Source organism: Cytobacillus sp. BC1816, assembly GCF_051353635.1.
GTDB lineage: Bacteria > Bacillota > Bacilli > Bacillales > Cytobacillaceae > Cytobacillus > Cytobacillus oceanisediminis_C.
This window is the reverse complement of the sequence record NZ_CP195611.1, coordinates 4,918,978-4,938,435: the sequence shown is the minus strand read 5'-3', so window position 1 is coordinate 4,938,435 and position 19,458 is coordinate 4,918,978. Positions and strand designations below refer to the sequence as shown.

Here is a 19,458-nt window from a genome sequence, read left to right as displayed (position 1 = left end):
AGCGCTTTCGCTGCTCTGTTTAAGGAAAATAGATATCAAGACGATTCTTATCTCTCCGCATAATATAGTAATTTTGAAAATCCTCGCCTATCAATATATTACGATACTTCTTCGAGTTGATGGTTACGATCCGCTTTCTGTTTTTGATAAAATAAATCGTCCCCTCGTGGACGTAAATCTCATTAAAGCTGATTCCATCCCGATCAATAAGCTCCTCTTCATAATAATAATTCAAAATGACATGCCTGTTCTTATAATCACACAAAATCATCAGGTCCCTCACATGTTCCTCCATACCCTCAAAACATACCCCCCGCATCCGCATTGATCGATAAATTGAGTGTCTACTTTATTTCCGAAGTATATGAGCAGCGCTTCAGTTAGATAGTTATCGGGATTACCTAACTCAGCTGGTGTGACTATATTGAGATAATATCCTTTAGCTGTCTGGCTTACTGCCGCCATCGCATCGTTGATCAGAAGCTCCAAATCACTAGCGTAATTACCATGCTCAAGTGAAATAGACCAGTTCTTTTCCATATTAGCACCTCAATTCAGCCTGATTATAAAATAATTTATTAGAAATATTTGTGCAGTTAATCACTATTCAGGGGATTTTTCGTAAATTCGGTGTCTTTTATTTCTTTTAAACGAAAGGTTCATCCTGGAGAGTAATCTTGAAGCCGTATAGGGGGAGGGTATATGGGTGAATGAGCGAAATTCCCAGTTGGTAATTGACGGCTTAATAAGCCGGAAGTAGTCTTGGATAGCATCTTCATGTGCCAGGGGGGAGGAAAACAAACACATTGGGCAGTGCCATTTCCCCCAATGGAAAATCATCGGAAGGGAACTGCATTTAGGACAGCTAACACCAGTGAGAACTTCCTCAGCTGAGACATTGAAGTGCTCGAGAATCTCGGATTGTGAAGGATTATGTTTTTTTAACAAAGTTCGGCACAGCTTCCGTATCTCTTTAGGGTCAGTTTTTTCTTGAGGGTACTTATTTTCAATCTCATTAATTCTGTATAAAAGATGATGGGAGTGTAGAACTTTGTTAGATATACTCAGTGGATCTTTATCGGTTTTAATAATGGTGGAAGGATGGCTGATCACAACTAAGAATTCTACAGGAATCCCGGGAAATCCATTAAAATCGAGCCACGTTCTAAACTGATTCGTCTGATGTCGGGCTTGTGAAATGGGATCGTGAAACCCTTCCTCTTTGTCATTGTGAATGCGGAGGAGCTGCTGAAAATGAGGGTCGAAAATCAAAGTTCCAGTCCAATTTTTAACTTCTAAAATGAGTGCGAAGTTTGTAGTTATCAGCAATGCATCGATTTGGAAAAAGTGTGTTCCGCTTGATAGCCGCAGGTTATGAAAAATCCAATATTTTTTAGGATCTAGAAAGCTTAAGTAATAAAATAATCTTTCTTCTCCCTTAAAGCCAGCGCTTCTCATTTTATAATCTGAGGTCATTTTATCTCGCGCGGGATGCTGTTCGGGGGTTCTTCTTAAAAACGCTTCAAGCTGTAGGTTAATTTCGGGGACTTTCAGGCTTTTAATAATCAAGTATGTCTCTCCTTTTAATGCTAATTAGTTATTTTCGATAGTAAATTTAATTTATTTTTTTATATTGGAGTTTATTTGCAGGTTTTTATGCTCTATTTGCATATTATCCAACTCTATATGCAAGTGTTAGACAATAGCTGTTTCCCGAATATTTTATTAGCAGAAAGTAGGCTGCTATTTGCAAAACGACCCTTGCTATTTGCAGCTTTCACACTCAATTTGCAAAGTCCACATTCATGAAAGGGACGAGGGGACAGGTTCCATGTCCCACCCTCAGACCACCTCCGCATCTACTTTATTTCCGAAGTGCAATAGTAAAACATCTGTTAAGTAGTCATCTGGATTTCCCATTTTAGCCGGTGTGACGATATTGACATAGTATCCCTTTGCCGTCTGGCTGACAGCTGCCATAGCATCATTGATCAGCAGCTCCATGTTATTTACATACTCACCATGCTCCAGGGAAGCAGACCAGTTCTTTTCCATGATGGCACCTCTCCTCAGCTATATCTTACAATACATGGAAAATAAATGATGTGAGTTGAATCACATGGGCATTAAAAAAGACAGCCGCATACGCAGCCGCCTCTTATAAGTTATTCATTTTGGCCGTAGCTGATCAAGTTCGTGAAAATGCGGTAGCCTCCCGGAACCTGGCCTTGAATCTGGCGATAGAATACCAGGTTGGTATAAAGGTAGGTACCTTCTCCGTAGTCGGCCATGAGAATTCCGCCATCAAATGGCTCCTCGTTTGGATCCCCCATGCGCACAAAGGTTTCAAAGCGGTCATCCCACTGCATTGGGTAGTATAATCCTCTTTCCTGAATCCAGTTGGCCCAATCGTCCTCTGTAATATTATTTGGATAGTTGAAGAGCGGCGATTCAGGCTGCAGAACGGTAACAGGTGCATTTTCATCTGTTACCCTCCACCTGATGGATGGGTTTCCGATAGTCAGCGGGTATGGCGCGGTGTCTTCTGTCACCCAGCCATCGTTCGGCTTATGGTACTGAACCACCATATGCCCGCCATTTGCGACGTATTCTTTTAAACGTTCATTATTTGCTGTTAAGTCTTCACGTGACAGGTAGGCACGGATACCAACAACGATTGTATCGTATTGGCTTAAGTCTCCTGAAGCAAGATCGGTCTCAGTAAGCTTCGTCACATCAAGTCCTGCATCGGACAAGTAATCTGCCACTTTATCAAAACCGCTTTCAATGTAGCCGACCTTTAAGCCTTCTGGTGCCAGCAATTCAAAGGCGACCCCATTGACCTTGGCTGGATACAGGTAATAAAATGTTCCGATATGGTCATATTGAATTTCTTGAACTGTTGAATCAAAGGTCTTTCCATTTACGATTGCCTCGGTGGATAGTTTAAAGTCACCTTCCTGAATATCCGCAGGCGGGCTCAGTGTAAAGGTAACCTCTTTTTCCTCCAATGAAGATCCGAAGTTAACTTCAGCGTTTTTCGGGCTTACTGACCATCCTTCCGGAACATTTAAGGATACGGAAGCCTGTGCAGCTCCTTCACGGTAATTTTTCACTTTTACATTGACAGGCACCTCTTCCTGAACATCAGCGGTATTAATAACCAGATCTTCAGGGGAAAGGGTGAGGCCAACGTCCGGCAGAACGGCAATGGTGCCATCCAGTTCAGAGACAGTCACTGTCTTTGCACCGGCAGATTCATAGCTGACTTTTGCCTGTATGGCAGGGGTTTCGTATGCGTGATAATACGCTGCATCAGCTGGAACTTGGATCATAAAAGTAACTTTAGCCGTTTTACCCGGTGCAAGGTCAGCGGCCTTGGACTTATTAGAAACCTTCCAGCCCTCAGGAGTGGTCAGTTCAACATCAGCTTTCTTCAGCTTCTGACTGCCATTATTCGTTAAGGTGACAGTAACAGCCGTTTTCTGCCCTTTTGTCAGGATATTGGTCTCCGCCTGTGCATTAATCTCAAGGTCGGAGGATACCAGGCTTACATTCAGCAGCTGTTCTTTTTTCACTTCAAGCTTATGAAGAAGATCAGATTTCAGTTGGGAATCAAGCTTGGATTTCTCCGTTTTCTTTACCAACCAGTCTGCTTCTTTTAATGCTTGCTGCGTTTTGCTGAATACCTGGCTATGGCTAGGATAGCTGGAGATAATACTATCCAGGTTTTTCTGGAATTTTGTAAAGTGCACCTGCAATGCTTTTTCTTTCTTAGGGAGCGTTTTCGCCCATTCTTTAAAATCATATGGGATACCGGCAAAAAGATCATGGCTGCCATTTGTTTCAACCGCACTATCCACTAATTCCAGATGCGTTTGTCTTGGCGCAACAGGGATGTCATTGCCCATTCCCTGGCTTTTGTGCATATAGCGTGATTCCTCGCCGATTTGCGGATAGGACATGCCGTAGATAGGATCAAACATGCCTATTTCAATCGATGTATCTGCTGTATCTTTACTATCTGCCGGCAAATAGAACTTTTTAGTTTGCCAGACGGATAATCCCTCTTTTAATTGTTCAGGAAAAATGTTAGGATCTGCTGCATCTTTGAAGGCTTCCTGGCTGAGAATGGTCATTGTGCGGTGGTGTCCGTGCTGGGTATCCGAATCTCTGAAGGATGGCATGACAATATCCGGCTGGTAAGTACGAATGAAACGAATTAATCTTTCATAAGTAAGGTCCTTGCCCCAGTGGCTTAAAGTTTCATCCTTTGTTTTGGAAAAGCCGAAATCATAGATGGTATCAGAGGTTGTTTCACTTAAATGGTAGGCTTTAACACCGGTGATTTTAGCTGCTTCAATCATTTCGCGGGAGCGGATAATTCCAAGGCCGTTCCCAAGCTCCTGCCCGATTTCATTCTGGCCGCCCTCGCCGCGGTTGGCAATCAGGCTTGAGGTTTTAACACCAAGTCCTCTTGATAGGTAAGCAAGAAAGTCACTGCGCTCATCGTCAGGATGGGCCCCTGTATTCAAAAAGCTGACTGTTGTGTCCAGCGGTTTTACAGCACTCCATAGGTCGGGGTCATGCTCTTCTGACTGGGCACTTCCGCAGAGAGGCAGCAGGGAGAGAATTAACGCTAAGGACAAAAAATAAACAAAGATTTTTTTCAATTTGTGTAACCCCTTTCAAAATGTTTTAACAACGCTCCTCTTACACTCCTTTCATCATAGGTCTAAAGCAGGTTAGTTAAACATCCTAACTAACTACCGGCAACTACCCGCCTAATAAATTTCATAATAGGGGAAATCTGTTAATAATTCAATATTCTAAAAATTAATTATATTAAAATCCTCCTTTAGTCATAGAAACAATCACAATTATCATAAAATTAAAATAATGGGTTGTAAACGATTACCAGGTAGGTTATATTGAGGTTAATTAGTAATATTTACTAACCAAATCAATTAAGGCCGTGATGTGATGAATTTTAATGGGACACCTATGCAAATGAAATCAATCAATAAAAAGAGAGTACTTCAATGGATTCAGGAAAATTCACCGACTTCAAGGGCCGAGATTGCTGCGAAGATTTCCATAAGCAAGCCGACTGTTTCTTTGCTGGTAGATGAATTGATAGGGGAAAAGTGGGTGTATGAAAAGGGAATAGGAGAATCTTCTTCACAAGGCGGAAGGAGACCGATACATCTTTATTTTAACGAAAAAGCGGCTTATGTAATCGGAACAGATATCGGCGGCACGAAAGTAAAGACAGTCGTTAGCGATCTCGGGGGCAACATCGTCCATTCCAGCAGTTTTTCAACCTGTCAATTTTTAGAATCAGGGCTTTTAAAACAAATCGCCAAAGAAGTCCATATTATGCTTGATGAATGCCAAATCCCGTTGGATCAGGTGCTGGGAATGGGAGCAGGGGTTCCGGGGATTACACAAACATCCAGCGGAGTCGTGTTGGAAGCACCAAGCCTCAACTGGATTCGATACCCGTTCTTAGCGGAGGCAAGCAAATACTTCTCTTTCCCGGTTCATGTGGACAATGATGTGAATGTTGGAGCATTGGGGGAGCAATGGCTCGGAAATGCAAAAAATAAACAGAATGTTCTGTTTATGGCGGTCGGAACAGGCATTGGAAGCGGAATTATTATCAATAATCAGCTGTACCGCGGGTATTCAAATGCTGCTGGCGAGATGGGCTATATGGTGACGGATAAAACAGATATGAAAAAAGACTTTAAGCCAATCTTTCACCGCTACGGCTATTTGGAAAGCGTCGCCGGCGGAAAATCAATCGGAAAAAAACTGACGGAAGCCATTCAGCAGGATCCGGACCACCCTGCCTACTCTCAGGCAATAAAGGGAGAACTGCCGGGGGAAATGGCATTTGCCCTTGCGAAAAAAGGCGACACAATAGCCATTGCGGTCATTGAAGAAGCCATTGAACATCTGGCCTATGGAATCATTAATGCCGCGAGCTTATTGAATCCTGAAGTCATTATTTTAGGAGGTGGTGTTCTAAAATCATCTGATTACATTTTGCCTAAATTGGACAGGATCGTAAATCACTATCTTCCCAGTTCAGTGGAATTGAAGACTTCAAGATTAAGTGATAATGCGGGAGTCCTGGGTGCTGTTTCACTTTTTTTGCGGGAGCATGAAAGTATTATCAAATTTTCTTAATGAGGGGGATTTTTCAATGAAAAATAAGAAAAGGGCATCAATTTTAACCACTTTATCCATTTCGGCTGCACTAATGCTTTCAGCTTGCAGTTCTGAAAAGGGATCCAGCTCAAGCTCTGAGAATGAGCAGGGAGAGAAAGAGAATAAGCTGGAAGAAAAGGTAGTTATCTATTCACCGCATGGAAAGGATATTCTATCAAAGTTTGAACAGCAATTCGAGGAAAAATATCAGATTGATGTGGAATGGCTTGATATGGGATCCCAGGAAATCCTGGACCGGATCCGCTCCGAGAAAAACAATCCACAGGCTGATGTCTGGTGGGGAGCGCCATCTGTAAACTTCGATCAGGCAAAGGATGAAGGACTGTTAAAGCCATATGAGCCTTCCTATTCCGGAAGCCTGGCAGAAGGCTTCTATGATCCTGAGTGGCACTGGTCCGGAACAAGCCAAACACCGGAAGTCATTATGTATAACAGCAAAGAATTATCAGAAGATGAAGCGCCTAAAGACTGGGATGAGCTGCTGGATCCGAAATGGAAGGATGAAATCATCATCCGCTACCCGCTCGCATCCGGGACGATGAGAACGATTTTTTCAGCGATGATTTACCGCGACTATAAAGACTCAAACGATACAGCGGCCGGTTACGAATGGCTTGAAAAATTGGATGCCAACACGAAAGAATACGCAGCAAATCCTGAAATGATGTACAACAAGGTGGCCAAAGGGGAAGGAAAGCTATCTGTCTGGGCAATGCCTGACGTTGTCATGTTAAAAGAAAATAAAAATTATCCATTTGAATTCATCATTCCTGAAAGCGGAACACCAGTCCTGACAGAAGGAATTGCCGTTGTGAATGATGCTCCGCATCCAAAGGCGGCTGAAGCATTCTATGAATTTGTTAACACGCCTGAAGCGGCCAAAATCCTTGCAGATGAATTTTACCGCATTCCAACAAGGGATGACGTAGAAGGACTGCCTGAATGGATTACAGATACAGAGATTAAGAGCATGGATATCGACTGGAAGGTATTCCAGGAGAACAGCGACAGCTGGATGAAGTATTGGGATGAGAACATTAAGAGCGGAGAAAAAGAAATTAAAGAATAGGAAGTGTAATAGGTATGGCGTCCATAAACATAGATAATGTCCAAAAAGCCTTTGGAAAGGTTATTGCAGTCGATCATTTAAATCTGGATATAAAGGATGGGGAATTCTTTACCTTCCTTGGACCAAGTGGATGCGGCAAGACCACCACACTTCGGATGATTGCTGGATTCTATTATCCTACTAAAGGTGTTGTCCGTTTCGGCGATAAGGATATGACGCGTGTACCTCCTGAAAAGAGAAATACGGGCATGGTTTTCCAAAACTATGCCCTTTTTCCTCACATGACGGTGTTTGAGAATGTCGCTTTTGGATTAAGGGTTAGAAAACTTGGCTCCAAGGAGCTCAATATAAAAGTCAAGGATGTATTGCAAAAAGTGAGGCTTGAGCAATACGCCGATCGTCAGGTGAGCCAGTTAAGCGGAGGTCAGCAGCAGCGTGTCGCGCTGGCAAGGGCATTGGTGATTGAACCGGAGATTCTGCTCCTGGATGAGCCACTCAGCAACCTGGATGCCAAGCTGCGAGATGAAATGAGAAGCGAAATACTGAGATTGCAAAAAGATTATAATATCACCACCATTTATGTTACCCATGACCAGGCAGAAGCTCTATCCATGAGCGATCGGATTGCGGTATTTAACTTTGGGGTCTGCCACCAGGTGGGAACACCCTCTGAAATCTATAATGAACCAGCCAATGATTTCGTAGCGGGGTTTATCGGAGAAATCAATCTGCTGCCTGTGAAGATCAGCAGGATAGAAGATGAAAACATTTTTGTACAAGTGCAGAACGGTGAAAGTGCAAGTGAGCTTTCTGTACGAAATGCGCCATTTAATTATAATCAGGAAAACAAAGGGAACCTGGCATTATCCATTCGTCCTGAATCTATTAAAATACTGGAAAAAGAGACGGAGGGGAAAAATACCTTCAAAGGAATGGTGGAGGAAGTCCATTTCTTTGGCTCCCTCATCAATGTTGTGGTCAGGGCTGCTGGCCTTAAGCTCCAGGTGAATGCCCTGAATAGCGGCTTATCCAGAAACCTGCAGGCGGGTGCTGAGATTTGGGTGGAATTGCCTGAAGAGCAGATGCGGATCATTCCTGTGTTGACTGGTGATGCATCATGATTAAGAATCGGGATACAAGGCTGACTCTGCTCCTCCTTATTCCGGTCCTGCTGGTTCTCATAGCTTATGTTCTATACCCCTCTTTACGGACCATAATGGAGAGTCTTCAAAAAGAAGGCAGCATGACATTCGGGAATTACAGTGACTTCTTTACCCAGGAATCCAAGACCAATCTGGAAGCCCTGTGGAATTCTGTATATATTTCGGTATTAAGTGTCCTGGTCAGTGCGCTGATCGGCATCCCGCTGGCATTCATTTTCAACCGGTATGATTTTCCGGGCAGAGGTTTCTTTGCATCGGCTGCCATCATGCCGATTGTCCTCCCGTCACTGGTAGGGGTAATGGCGTTCATGTTCTTGTATGGGGAAACCGGATTGATTCCCAATGCCATTAAAGACCTATTCGGGCTGGATGAAGTGCCATTCAAAATAGGCGGTATTTCAGGCATTTTGATTGTCCACGCATATACTATGTATGTGTATTTCTATATGACCGTTTCATCAGCCATTAATAAAATTGATCCATCTCTTGAAGAAGCTGCATACAATCTGGGGGCCAACCGTTTTAAAGTATTCTGGAAGGTAACCTTTCCATTATTAACACCAGCTATTGTAGCCGCGTCATTATTGGTGTTTATGATCTCGATGGCTTCCTTCAGTGCGCCGTTTCTGCTGGCAGGCGGTTTCAGGGTGCTGAGTCTGCAGATTTATTTTTCGAAAATTAATGGCGATATGGAAGTGGCCGCCACACAATCGGTGATTTTATCGGTTGTATCGATCAGTTTCCTGCTGTTTATGCGCTGGTATCAAAACCGCAAGGATTACCGGATGGCATCTAAAGGGATTGGGGCCCATCGCAGTGAAGTCAATAATCCTGTTTTGAAGTGGATACTGGTCTTTACAGGAATCGTGGGAGTCATCATTCTGCTTCTTCCGCATTTCACGATTCTCCTGTTATCGCTCGTACCGGATGGAACCTGGACGTGGCAGACCTATCCATCGGTATTTAATTTTGAAAATTATCGTTTATTGTTCCAGGATCCGAACATATTCAAGCCATTGAAAAATAGCCTGCTCCTGTCAGTTATCGCTACAGCAGGAAATCTGGTCTTTGGAGTATTGGCATCCTATGTGCTCGTTAAACGGAAATTTGTCGGAAAAAGCTTTGTGGATATTTTAGTTATGATTCCATGGGCTTTGCCGGCTACCGTTATCGGGATGAATTTGATTTTTGCTTTTAATGAGCCAACCATCTTCTCATTTGGCAATATTCTCGTCGGTACATTCTGGATATTGCCTCTGGCCTATTTTATCCGCCATATTCCATTAGTCGTCAGATCCACCAATGCTGTATTGGAGCAATTGGATGATTCCATAGAAGAAGCCTCAAGAAGCCTTGGGGCAAAGTGGTTCTATACGTTCAGAAAAGTAATCCTTCCGATTATTATGCCAGGGGTTTTATCAGGAACATTACTGGCATTTGTGGAGTCAGTCGGTGAATTTCCTACTTCTGTATTGCTGTATACCCTTTCAAACCGCCCTATTTCCATCGAGATTATGAATCAGCTGAGAATGTTCAATATGGGCCAGGCAGCAGCTTACGGGATGATCCAGATTACTTTAATCGCACTGGTTCTGTTCATATCAAACAAGTTTTTTGGAGTTAAGGCTGAAAAATCATTGTCTTAAAACGGAGTTGAAAAAATGAGCAAATTAGAGGAATTTATTAAAAATGAAGGCCATGCCTTTCCCGGCAAAACCTATGCAGAAGAACTGCTGATGCCTGTTTTTAATGACCAGCGGGACTATCTGTTCCATGTCATGTTCGATATTCATCGGGCACATGTGATCATGCTGGCGGAAAAGGGGATTATCCCAGAAGAAGAAGCAAAGACCATGCTCGAAGGCATTAATAAAGTGGCCATGTCTGACACCCGTTCCTTATCCTATCAGCCTCAATTTGAAGATCTCTTCTTTATGATGGAAGCAAAAATTGGAGAAGAAATCGGCGATGAACTGGCCGGGAAAATCCATATTGCCCGGAGCCGGAATGATATGGGGATTGCGATGTACAGGCTGGTCCTAAGAGAGCATCTGCTGCAGCTCCTTGGAAGTGCTTATCAGCTTAGTGAGGCATTGCTGGAGCAGGCTGAAGAGCATAAAGAGACCTATATGACCGGCTATACCCACACACAGCCGGCCCAGCCGACCACTTTGGGGCATTATCTGCTGGCTGTTTATGATGTCCTTCAAAGGGATATCAAACGGCTATGGGCTGCCTATAAAACTGTTAACAAATCCTCGCTCGGCGCAGCCGCCCTTACGACGACAGGCTTCCCAATCTGCAGGGACCGCACCCGTGACTTATTGGGATTTGAAGGAATTATTGAAAACTCCTATGACTCGATTGCTGGAGCAGACTACCTGCTGGAGACCTCATCGGCTCTGATGACTTGCATGGTGAATACCGGCCGGTGGATACAGGATTTCCTTCAGCATGTAACAAGGGAGTTTGGCACCTTCCAGGTGGCGGATCCTTACGTGCAGGTAAGCAGCATTATGCCTCAAAAACGGAACCCGGTTTCGATTGAGCACTCCAGGTCCATTGCCAGCAGCGCCTACGGTGAAGCATATGCAGCCATGAACATGGTTCATAATACGCCATTTGGGGATATCGTTGATACAGAAGATGATCTGCAGCCTCATCTGTATCGCGCTTTTACGAATGCCAATCGGGTATTGAAGCTGATGTACGCCGTGATTGCCACTTTAAAAGTCAATAAAGACCATGCAAAAGAAATGGCCAAAAAGTCGTGCATCACGATCACCGAACTGGCCGACACCCTGGCAAGAGACTACAGCATCCCATTCCGGAAGGCCCACTCCATTGCCAGCTATATTTCAAAACAAACCGTGAAGGATCAGAAAGAACTGTGCGACTGGAAAGTGGAGGCCGTGAATGAAATCATTCGGGGATATGTTCCCGTTTCCCTGACAGAGGAAGAGTGGAAGAAGATCATTTCACCGGAATACTTTGTACAGATCCGCAGCCTTCAGGGAGGACCGAATCCGGATGAGGTCTTGAGAATGATCAAGGATCGGAATGAGATCCTCACAGGGGACCTGCTTAGTTATGAAGGGACTGTGAGAGGGCTTAAGGAGAAGCGGGAGAAATTGATTAACTTTAGATTTTGACTAGTGTTGTTTTTAAAAAGCGAAATTCGCCAATGGCGAATTTCGCTTTTTTTTATTCCTTGCTATTATGAGTCCAACTCTTGCAAAAACCACCTTACAGAATTCGGACTTCAATTTGTGTAATACCGGAGTATAATACGTAGTAAGCAGACAATTCGATGAATTTAGAGTCTGGCTTTTTGCAAACTTACTAATTTAGAATCAGTTAAAGGAGGGAGCGCTCCCGATGATTCTTGACCAGCGCTGCATGACGATTTTGACGAAAATGGTTCATGCGCCTACACATGTTTCTCCGCAGGAGCTTATGGAAGAATTACAAATTTCCAAGCGGACCGTTTATTATGATGTTGACAAAATTAATAGCTGGCTCAAAGGCCAGGGTTTAGATGAGCTGAAGTATGTCCGTGCTGCTGGGTTTTTTCTCGATGAAGAAGAAAAGCAGCAGATTAAACAGCGATTACATTCGTTTGATAAAGCTGCCAGTTATGAATTTTCACGAAAAGAAAGAATGGCCTGGACTGCCATCCTCATCCTGACCCGCGAGAAAACCATTTATCTGCAGGATCTGATGGATAAGCTGGGTGTCAGCAGGAGTACGCTTCTGGCAGACATCAAGGAATTAAAAAAGCAGCTTAACCAGTTCCGGGTTCAGTTGAATTTCCATAAACCTTCGGGCTACTATATTGCCGGTGAGGAGCAGGATAAGCGGAAAATGCTGATTTACTGCCTATCACAGGTTTTAACCAACCGGGGCTGGAATGATTTAATATCCGAAGTTCAGTTAACCATCCAGGACACGCCTGGACTGTCACCTGAAATGTTTCAGCGTACTGATTTAGAAGCAATCTATGAGATTCTGAACGAAAGTGAATCCTATTCTGGTGTTCATTACACAGATGAAGTAATGGAGACGCTGAGTGCCCATATATTTATGCTCATCAAAAGGTTTAACCAGGAAAAATACATCAAGATGGATCCTGTTGAAAAACAGGTCATTAAAGAAACAAAAGAGTACACCGCTGCTCGATTTATTTGCCGGAAAATTGAAAGCGGTTTCCAGCTTGAGGTTCCCGATGATGAAGCCTGCTATCTTACAACCTACCTGTTAGGTGCCAAAGTAAGCGACTTTGATACACACGAGCTGGAAAACCAGGACCTTAATATTCTCAAATCAATGGCAGTAAGAATGGTCGATGATTTTCAAAAGTATGCGTGCGTATTTTTTCAAAACCGGAAGGAACTTGAACGGAATTTATTGATTCATTTAAAACCGGCTTATTTCCGAATCAAATATGGGATAGAACTGGAGAACCCATTATCCAAATCTGTACAGGAGTCTTATCAGGATCTGTTTATTCTAACCAAAAAAGTGGTTCATCATTTTGAATACGTGCTTGGCAAAAAAGTATCTGATGATGAAGCGGCCTATATTGCGATGCACTTTGGAGGCTGGATTGATAAAGAAGGCGTCAGGGTGGAAGCCCGCAAAAAAGCGGCTGTGGTGTGTGCCAGCGGAATAGGCACGTCCCGAATCCTTCAGAAACAAATTGAAGATCTCATGCCGTTTGTAGATGTGGCGAATGTATACACCGTCCGTGAATATGAGAAAGCGTCCCTGGCTGATTTGGATTTTGTCATTTCGACCACGCCAGTATCCCGGAAAAACGTACCTGTGTTTATTGTAAATCCGATTCTTAACCCGTCAGAGAAGGAATCTCTTCTTAAGCAGGTTCAGGCATCAGAAAAAAGGCCGAAATCAGAAAACATAGACGCATTGATGGACATTATCCGGAAGCATGCAGATATAAAAGACGAAAGCATGCTGGTCCAGGAATTGAAAGCCTACTATCAATCAAATAAAGATGCAAAAAGTGAGGTGGATCAAAAGCCAATGTTAAATGAAGTTCTAACCGCCGATAAAATTCAATTTGCAGATTCGGCTGCAAGCTGGCAGGAAGCACTGCAAATGGCGTCACAGCCGCTGTTGGTCGATCAGTCCATCAGCCAGCATTACATTGATGCCATGATTGAGAACGTGAATGAAATGGGACCATATATCGTGATCGCGCCTGGAATTGCCCTTCCTCATGCCCGCCCTGAAGCTGGCGTGAACAAGCTGGGAATGAGCTTTCTGCAATTAAAGGAAAGCTGTGCTTTTTCGGAAAAACCGGAGCATCAGGTAAGATTATTCTTTGTGCTGGCAGCCATTGATAATGAGACACATTTAAAAGCGTTATCCCAGCTGTCTAAAATGCTGTCTGACAGTGATAACCTAGAAAAGCTCCAGAATGCTGATACAGAAGCTGACGTATTAGAAATTATTAATCAATATTCACAAGACTAAGGAGGAAATTAAAATGAAAAAAATTCTAGTAGTATGCGGCAACGGACTTGGAAGCAGCTTTATCGTAGAAATGAACGTGAAAACAGTTTTAAGCCAACTGGGAGTGGAAGCAGATGTTTCACATACTGATTTAACAACGGCTAAATCTGAAAAAGCGGATATCTACCTGGGATCTAAAGACCTGATTTCCACTTTGGATGACGGAACAAGAACGATCATTGGTTTGACAAACATCCTTGATCAGAACGAGCTAAAAGCAGCATTGGAATCCCATTTATCATAATAGAGAAAAAAAGAGCAGGCGATAGACTCGCCCGCTAAAAATAAAAAGAACAAATACAGTATAACCTGAAAACCAGTTAGATGAAAGATAGATACAGAGGATTAAAAAAGGAGGGGTAAACATGTTTGATTTCATCATGAATGATATATTGGGCACGCCCGCCATCCTGGTTGGATTATTCGCCTTGTTTGGCTTGCTTCTGCAGAAGAAAGGAATTGCCGATGTCATATCAGGTACGCTTAAAACGATCATGGGCTTTCTCATCCTTAATGGAGGAGCAAGCATCTTAATAGGCTCACTTGATATTTTCGGGAAAATGTTTGAAAAGGCTTTTCATATCCAGGGCGTTATTCCGAACAACGAGGCCATCGTAGCGATTGCCCAGCAGACATTTGGGAAAGAAACAGCGATGATCATGCTTTTCGGGATGGTCATGAACATTATAATTGCCCGTTTTACACCGTTTAAATATATTTTCCTTACCGGACATCATACTTTATTCATGGCCTGCCTGATCTCAGCTGTATTTGCAACCGGCGGAGTGACAGGGCTTCCGCTGATCATTATCGGGTCTATTATTCTAGGATTATTAATGGTATTCATGCCTGCGCTTGTCCAGCCATATGTGCGCGAAATCACTGGCAATGACAGCATCGCTGTGGGTCACTTTGGATCTTTCGGCTACTTTGTTTCCGGCTTTATTGGAAAGCGTGTAGGGGATAAATCCAAATCAACAGAGGATATCAAAGTGCCTAAATCACTTGGGTTCCTGCGCGATACATCTGTTGCGATGTCTTTGACAATGACGATTCTCTTCCTGGTTGTGGCGCCAATTGCCGGAAAAGGCTATGTAGAATCTGAATTGAGCGGCGGAGTTAACTTCCTTGTATTCTCGCTCATGCAGGCCATTACGTTTGCAGCTGGTGTATATGTGGTACTTGCCGGTGTACGGATGCTGATTGCGGAAATCGTGCCAGCTTTTAAAGGGATCGCTGATAAAGTGGTAAAAGATGCGAAGCCTGCCCTTGATTGTCCGGCAGTGTTCCCTTTTGCTCCAAATGCAGTTATTATCGGATTCCTATTCAGCTTTGTAGCTGGTTTGCTTTCCATGTTCCTTCTTCCATTATTCGGCCTGAAAATAATTGTGCCGGGCCTGATTCCGCACTTCTTCACAGGTGCAGCGGCAGGGGTATTCGGAAATGCGACTGGGGGCAGACGAGGAGCGATGATCGGTTCATTTGCAAACGGTCTATTAATCTCATTCCTTCCGGCTTTATTGCTTCCGGTTCTGGGATCACTAGGGTTTGAAGGAACTACTTTTGGAGACTCGGACTTCGGGGTAGTGGGGATTTTATTGAGCTTTTTGATTAAATTGTTTTCTTAACATGCTTTATCAAAAAGGATTTCACTTTCGGGTGGAATCCTTTTTTTTTTATTCGTCGGTCGAAATTATTTGGTAAGATGAATCATTTTGTGAAAATTCAAAAATATATTCATAACCTATTGATATATTTGGAAAATTGATTAATAATAATAAAAGGTAAAGAAAGCGCTTAACTAAAATGCATTTAAACTAAAATGCATTTTAATATTAGAAGCAGGCTAAAAACTATTATCTGAGACACAAATGAAATCAGCTAAGATTGAACAAGGAGAGAGAACATGAAAGTAACCATATATGACGTTGCAAAAGAAGCGAATGTCTCAATTGCTACCGTTTCCAAAGTTATTAATAATACCGGAAGAATTGGAGAAAAAACAAAAAGAAAAGTACTAGAGGTCATGAAACAGCTGGATTATCAGCCCAATATGATGGCTTCTGCATTAATGGGAAAGCAGACAAAGACAATCGGCCTCCTGATTCCGGATCTTGCTAATCCATTTTTCTCCGAACTTGCACGAAGCATAGAGGATCGTGCACATGAATTTGGCTACAACCTTGTTATTTGCAGTACTGATTACCAAACAGAAAAGGAAAACAAATATCTTGCTCTTTTAAAAAGAAAAAGTGTGGATGGCTTCATTTTAGCATCTGGATTTGAAGATTTAAATAAAGTGGAAGAATTGGTAAAAGAAGATGTTCCTGTAGCGATAGTAGCACGTGATCTTCCAATGTTTTCAATAAATACGGTTGCATTAGATGATTTCATGGGCGGTTACTTGGCTGCTTCCCATTTAATAGAACTTGGCCATCAAAACATAGGTGTGATTGCCAGGGATGTCTGGAGCAATAGGGAGAGGCTGCGGGGATTCAAGCAGGCTTTAGAAGAGAGTAACTTAGAGTTTACCCGGGAATTTGAATATATTAATGGGATTAGTCATGTTGAACCTGGAAAATTTATGACAGCTAAATATCTTAAAGGCAAGAATCCGCCAACAGCTATTTTTGCATGCAACGATTTATTGGCAATCGGAGCAATCCAGGCTGTTAAAGAACAGGGGATGAGAGTGCCCGATGATATTTCAGTTGTGGGTTTCGATAATACTCTTATTGCTACAATTGTAGAGCCTCCATTGACTACGGTTGCCCAGCCAATTCAGCATATGGGAAGAGAAGTGCTGGATTTGATCATTTCGATGATTAAAGGAGAAAAAAAAGAAAAAATGCGTTTGACATTACTGCCTTCTCTAGTCACCAGAAATTCCACAGCAAAAAATAGGAATAAGGACCTGAAAGAAAAATTAGAAAATTTATAAAAGTTATTGATTTTTTATAATATTATGAATAAAATAATATCAACACCGATTTGATAAAGCGCTTAACTAAATCCTCTTTTAATTAGGAGGGTGAATTAAAAGCATTGGTCCAGAACGCCAGAGGATTAAAGGGCCTTTAAAACAATTTTTCAATTTTAAAAGGCCTTCCAGTTTGTAAAAGATTATTTTTTTTCAAAAAAAGTAAGCGCTTTAACAAAATACTCCTAATTAATGATTAAATGGAAGATTTTCCACTTGATTTTATTTTTATAAAAAAAGGTAAGCGCTTACTGTACTGAAGGAGGAGAATGCAATGAAAGCACTTCTAAAAACAGCGCCAGGGGTTGGAAATATTGACCTTTTAGACATTGATGAACCCGCTATGGGTCCGAATGAAGTGAAAATTGAAGTGAAGTATACGGGGATTTGCGGAACGGATTTACATATTTACCACGAGACCTTTAAAAGTTATCCGCCTGTCATTATAGGTCATGAATTCTCCGGAATTGTAGCGGATACAGGAGAAAATATTTCAAAGGTGAAATCGGGGGAACGGGTAGCGGTGCTTGGGTCAACTGCCATTACATGCGGCACCTGTCATTACTGCGAAACAGGATATTACATGTTTTGTTCAGATCGCCGGGGAATGGGGCATGGAGTGGATGGCAGTTTTACGCAATATGCTGTAGTCCGGGAAGATATGATTTATAAGATTCCTGACAATGTAAGTCTTGAGGAGGCGGCATTATCCGAACCTCTCGCTTGTGCGGTTCAGGCCATTGAGGAGCTGACAAATATCCAAGTTGGCGATACCGTTTTATTATCCGGGCCAGGTCCTATTGGCCTCATCTGTTTGTCCTTGCTGGCTGTAAAAGGCTGTAAAGTCATTGTGGCAGGAACATCTGCAGATAAAATGAGGTTGGAAATCGCCAAAAAACTCGGAGCGGATGTTGCCGTTGATGTTACAGCTGAAGACTTGCAAACCATTGTGCTGAGTGAAACGAATGGTATGGGTGCTGATGTAACGGTAGAATGTGCAGGTGCTGCCTCATCAATCAATAGCTGCCTTCAAGCTTTAAAAAAACGGGGCAAGCATATTCAAGTTGGCATAGCAGGCAAAGAAATCACAATGGATTTTGATATTATTTTGTACAAACAAATACAGCTATTTGGTTCTCTTGCACATTCCATGAAAACGTGGAATCGAGTCATGCAGGTATTAGAACAAAGGAAAGTAAACCTTCAGCCAATCATTACCCATAAGCTTCCGCTGACACAATGGAAAGAAGCGTTTGATCTATGCGAACAAAAGCAATGCGGAAAGGTGCTTTTAAGCCATTCCTCATAAAGTTCATTTAAATGCCATCTATATATTCCGAAAGGAGGAAGCCAGATGCCAAAGACAAAATTGGCAGCTAGTGAGAAAGAAAGTGTTCTTGTTCCGGAGACAATGAAGTCTGCCTATTTGCAAAGACCTTTGGAAGTTAGTGTTGAAGAAGAAAGAGTCCCTAATGTTACTGGAAAAAAAGTACTGGTCAAGTTAATGGCCGTTGGGGTATGCGGTTCGGATATTCATTATTTTGCTCATGGCCGCATTGGCAAAAGATATGTTCAGTACCCGCATGTACAGGGACATGAGTGTGCAGGAATCGTTGTGTCTATAGGTGAAAAAGTAACAAAATTTAAGGTTGGAGATCGTGTAGCTGTGGAACCGGGTGTTGCTTGCATGAACTGTGAATGGTGTAAAGAGGGAAGGTATAACCTATGTCCCGACGTGCAGTTTTTATCTACACCGCCGGTAAAAGGAGCTTTCGTTCAATATTTAAGACACCCGGAGGATTTTCTATTTCCAATTCCCGATTCTTTATCTTACGAACATGCAACTCTTGCAGAGCCATTATCCGTATCGATCCATGCCGTAAAACGCGGGGCCTTAACTCCGGGTTCCACCGTAGCCATTACAGGTATGGGACCTGTTGGTTTAATGACCGTGATAGCGGCAAAAGCATTTGGTGCAAAAGAGATCATTGTCAGTGATATCGAGCCATTAAGGCTGGAAACAGCCAGAAAATTTGGCGCTACAAAGATAGTTAACGCTGCAAATGAAGATCTGAATGCTGCCATTGAAGAGATAACCTCGGGCTTAGGCGTTGATATGATTATAGAAACCTCTGGAAACGCTAAAGTATTGCAATCATCAATTGAATCCGCGAAAAGAGGCGGCTCCGTTGTTGTTATCGGATTTCCGGCAATTGAAGAGGTGCCTCTCAACATCACATTAATGCTTCAAAAAGAAATAGATCTTTTTTCTGTCTATCGTTATACGAATACCTACCCCTTAGCCATCAGTCTGCTAGATAAGATCGGCAGCAAGATAAAACCCATCATCACAGATAAATATCCGCTGGAAGATATCCAGGAAGCAATGAACCAGGCTCATACTAATCGAAGCGGCAGTTTAAAAGTCATGGTATATCCCAATCATTTACAAGATTAATAGAAGAAGGATTTTA

Annotated in this window: 16 protein-coding genes; 11 read left to right on the top strand and 5 right to left on the bottom strand. The window is 42.6% G+C overall.

The annotated features are described in order from the left end of the window. Positions 1–19: 19 nt before the first annotated feature. The 5 genes from ACR42H_RS24905 to ACR42H_RS24885 form a co-directional block, all read right to left on the bottom strand. Positions 20–295: a hypothetical protein gene (locus tag ACR42H_RS24905; RefSeq protein WP_436373912.1), complete on the bottom strand. Its 276-nt coding sequence runs from the start codon at positions 293–295 to the stop codon at positions 20–22. Then, positions 280–540, bottom strand: a complete 261-nt coding sequence (locus ACR42H_RS24900; RefSeq protein WP_436373910.1) for a CGCGG family putative rSAM-modified RiPP protein — start codon at positions 538–540, stop codon at positions 280–282. Before ACR42H_RS24900 ends, ACR42H_RS24905 begins: the two co-directional genes overlap by 16 nt. A 63-nt stretch (positions 541–603) precedes the next feature. Next, positions 604–1,569, bottom strand: coding sequence for a nuclease-related domain-containing protein (locus ACR42H_RS24895; protein ID WP_436373908.1), 966 nt, complete (start codon positions 1,567–1,569; stop codon positions 604–606). A gap of 273 nt (positions 1,570–1,842) precedes the next feature. Beyond that, on the bottom strand, positions 1,843–2,055 hold the full coding sequence (locus tag ACR42H_RS24890) for a CGCGG family putative rSAM-modified RiPP protein (RefSeq protein ID WP_436373906.1): 213 nt from the start codon (positions 2,053–2,055) through the stop codon (positions 1,843–1,845). 110 nt (positions 2,056–2,165) lie between these two features. Then, positions 2,166–4,673, bottom strand: coding sequence for an NEW3 domain-containing protein (locus tag ACR42H_RS24885; protein WP_436373904.1), 2,508 nt, complete (start codon positions 4,671–4,673; stop codon positions 2,166–2,168). Between the two features lie 337 nt (positions 4,674–5,010). Here ACR42H_RS24885 and ACR42H_RS24880 point away from each other — a divergent pair, with 337 nt between their 5' ends. The 11 genes from ACR42H_RS24880 (at position 5,011) to ACR42H_RS24830 (ending at position 19,442) form a co-directional block, all read left to right on the top strand. Continuing rightward, a complete protein-coding gene (locus ACR42H_RS24880; RefSeq protein WP_436373902.1) occupies positions 5,011–6,195 on the top strand; it encodes an ROK family transcriptional regulator in 1,185 nt (394 codons plus the stop codon). Positions 6,196–6,211: 16 nt separating this feature from the next. After that, a complete protein-coding gene (locus tag ACR42H_RS24875) occupies positions 6,212–7,306 on the top strand; it encodes an extracellular solute-binding protein (RefSeq protein WP_113882225.1) in 1,095 nt (364 codons plus the stop codon). Positions 7,307–7,320: 14 nt separating this feature from the next. Beyond that, complete coding sequence (locus tag ACR42H_RS24870) at positions 7,321–8,427, top strand: ABC transporter ATP-binding protein (RefSeq protein WP_436373899.1); 1,107 nt, start codon at positions 7,321–7,323, stop codon at positions 8,425–8,427. Then, positions 8,424–10,115, top strand: a complete 1,692-nt coding sequence (locus ACR42H_RS24865) for an ABC transporter permease (RefSeq protein WP_113882223.1) — start codon at positions 8,424–8,426, stop codon at positions 10,113–10,115. The genes ACR42H_RS24870 and ACR42H_RS24865 overlap by 4 nt, the downstream gene beginning before the upstream one ends. Before the next feature lie 15 nt (positions 10,116–10,130). Beyond that, the gene (gene argH / locus ACR42H_RS24860; protein ID WP_436373897.1) at positions 10,131–11,621 is read left to right on the top strand and encodes an argininosuccinate lyase; all 1,491 of its coding nucleotides are present in this window, start codon (positions 10,131–10,133) and stop codon (positions 11,619–11,621) included. A gap of 226 nt (positions 11,622–11,847) precedes the next feature. Next, positions 11,848–13,965, top strand: coding sequence for a BglG family transcription antiterminator (locus ACR42H_RS24855; protein ID WP_436373895.1), 2,118 nt, complete (start codon positions 11,848–11,850; stop codon positions 13,963–13,965). Between the two features lie 13 nt (positions 13,966–13,978). Next, positions 13,979–14,248, top strand: coding sequence for a PTS sugar transporter subunit IIB (locus ACR42H_RS24850; protein ID WP_009332100.1), 270 nt, complete (start codon positions 13,979–13,981; stop codon positions 14,246–14,248). Between the two features lie 121 nt (positions 14,249–14,369). Beyond that, the gene (locus ACR42H_RS24845; RefSeq protein WP_048009154.1) at positions 14,370–15,632 is read left to right on the top strand and encodes a PTS ascorbate transporter subunit IIC; all 1,263 of its coding nucleotides are present in this window, start codon (positions 14,370–14,372) and stop codon (positions 15,630–15,632) included. Between the two features lie 278 nt (positions 15,633–15,910). Further along, positions 15,911–16,945 carry a LacI family DNA-binding transcriptional regulator gene (locus ACR42H_RS24840; protein ID WP_113882220.1) on the top strand — a complete coding sequence of 345 codons (1,035 nt, stop codon included), beginning with the start codon at positions 15,911–15,913 and terminating at the stop codon, positions 16,943–16,945. Positions 16,946–17,258: 313 nt separating this feature from the next. Further along, a complete protein-coding gene (locus tag ACR42H_RS24835) occupies positions 17,259–18,293 on the top strand; it encodes a zinc-dependent alcohol dehydrogenase (protein WP_436373891.1) in 1,035 nt (344 codons plus the stop codon). Between the two features lie 45 nt (positions 18,294–18,338). Beyond that, a complete protein-coding gene (locus tag ACR42H_RS24830; protein WP_436373889.1) occupies positions 18,339–19,442 on the top strand; it encodes an NAD(P)-dependent alcohol dehydrogenase in 1,104 nt (367 codons plus the stop codon). Positions 19,443–19,458: the final 16 nt, after the last annotated feature.

What these genes read in the sequence shown, in the direction of transcription:
- ACR42H_RS24855 (WP_436373895.1), top strand. Translation starts at nt 11,848, where the DNA reads ATGATTCTTGACCAGCGCTGCATGACGATTTTGACGAAAATGGTTCAT.
- ACR42H_RS24830 (WP_436373889.1), top strand. Translation starts at nt 18,339, where the DNA reads ATGCCAAAGACAAAATTGGCAGCTAGTGAGAAAGAAAGTGTTCTTGTT.
- ACR42H_RS24905 (WP_436373912.1), bottom strand. Translation starts at nt 295, where the DNA reads ATGGAGGAACATGTGAGGGACCTGATGATTTTGTGTGATTATAAGAAC.
- ACR42H_RS24880 (WP_436373902.1), top strand. Translation starts at nt 5,011, where the DNA reads ATGAAATCAATCAATAAAAAGAGAGTACTTCAATGGATTCAGGAAAAT.
- ACR42H_RS24890 (WP_436373906.1), bottom strand. Translation starts at nt 2,055, where the DNA reads ATGGAAAAGAACTGGTCTGCTTCCCTGGAGCATGGTGAGTATGTAAAT.
- ACR42H_RS24870 (WP_436373899.1), top strand. Translation starts at nt 7,321, where the DNA reads ATGGCGTCCATAAACATAGATAATGTCCAAAAAGCCTTTGGAAAGGTT.
- ACR42H_RS24875 (WP_113882225.1), top strand. Translation starts at nt 6,212, where the DNA reads ATGAAAAATAAGAAAAGGGCATCAATTTTAACCACTTTATCCATTTCG.
- ACR42H_RS24835 (WP_436373891.1), top strand. Translation starts at nt 17,259, where the DNA reads ATGAAAGCACTTCTAAAAACAGCGCCAGGGGTTGGAAATATTGACCTT.
- ACR42H_RS24900 (WP_436373910.1), bottom strand. Translation starts at nt 540, where the DNA reads ATGGAAAAGAACTGGTCTATTTCACTTGAGCATGGTAATTACGCTAGT.
- argH (WP_436373897.1), top strand. Translation starts at nt 10,131, where the DNA reads ATGAGCAAATTAGAGGAATTTATTAAAAATGAAGGCCATGCCTTTCCC.
- ACR42H_RS24865 (WP_113882223.1), top strand. Translation starts at nt 8,424, where the DNA reads ATGATTAAGAATCGGGATACAAGGCTGACTCTGCTCCTCCTTATTCCG.
- ACR42H_RS24850 (WP_009332100.1), top strand. Translation starts at nt 13,979, where the DNA reads ATGAAAAAAATTCTAGTAGTATGCGGCAACGGACTTGGAAGCAGCTTT.
- ACR42H_RS24840 (WP_113882220.1), top strand. Translation starts at nt 15,911, where the DNA reads ATGAAAGTAACCATATATGACGTTGCAAAAGAAGCGAATGTCTCAATT.
- ACR42H_RS24845 (WP_048009154.1), top strand. Translation starts at nt 14,370, where the DNA reads ATGTTTGATTTCATCATGAATGATATATTGGGCACGCCCGCCATCCTG.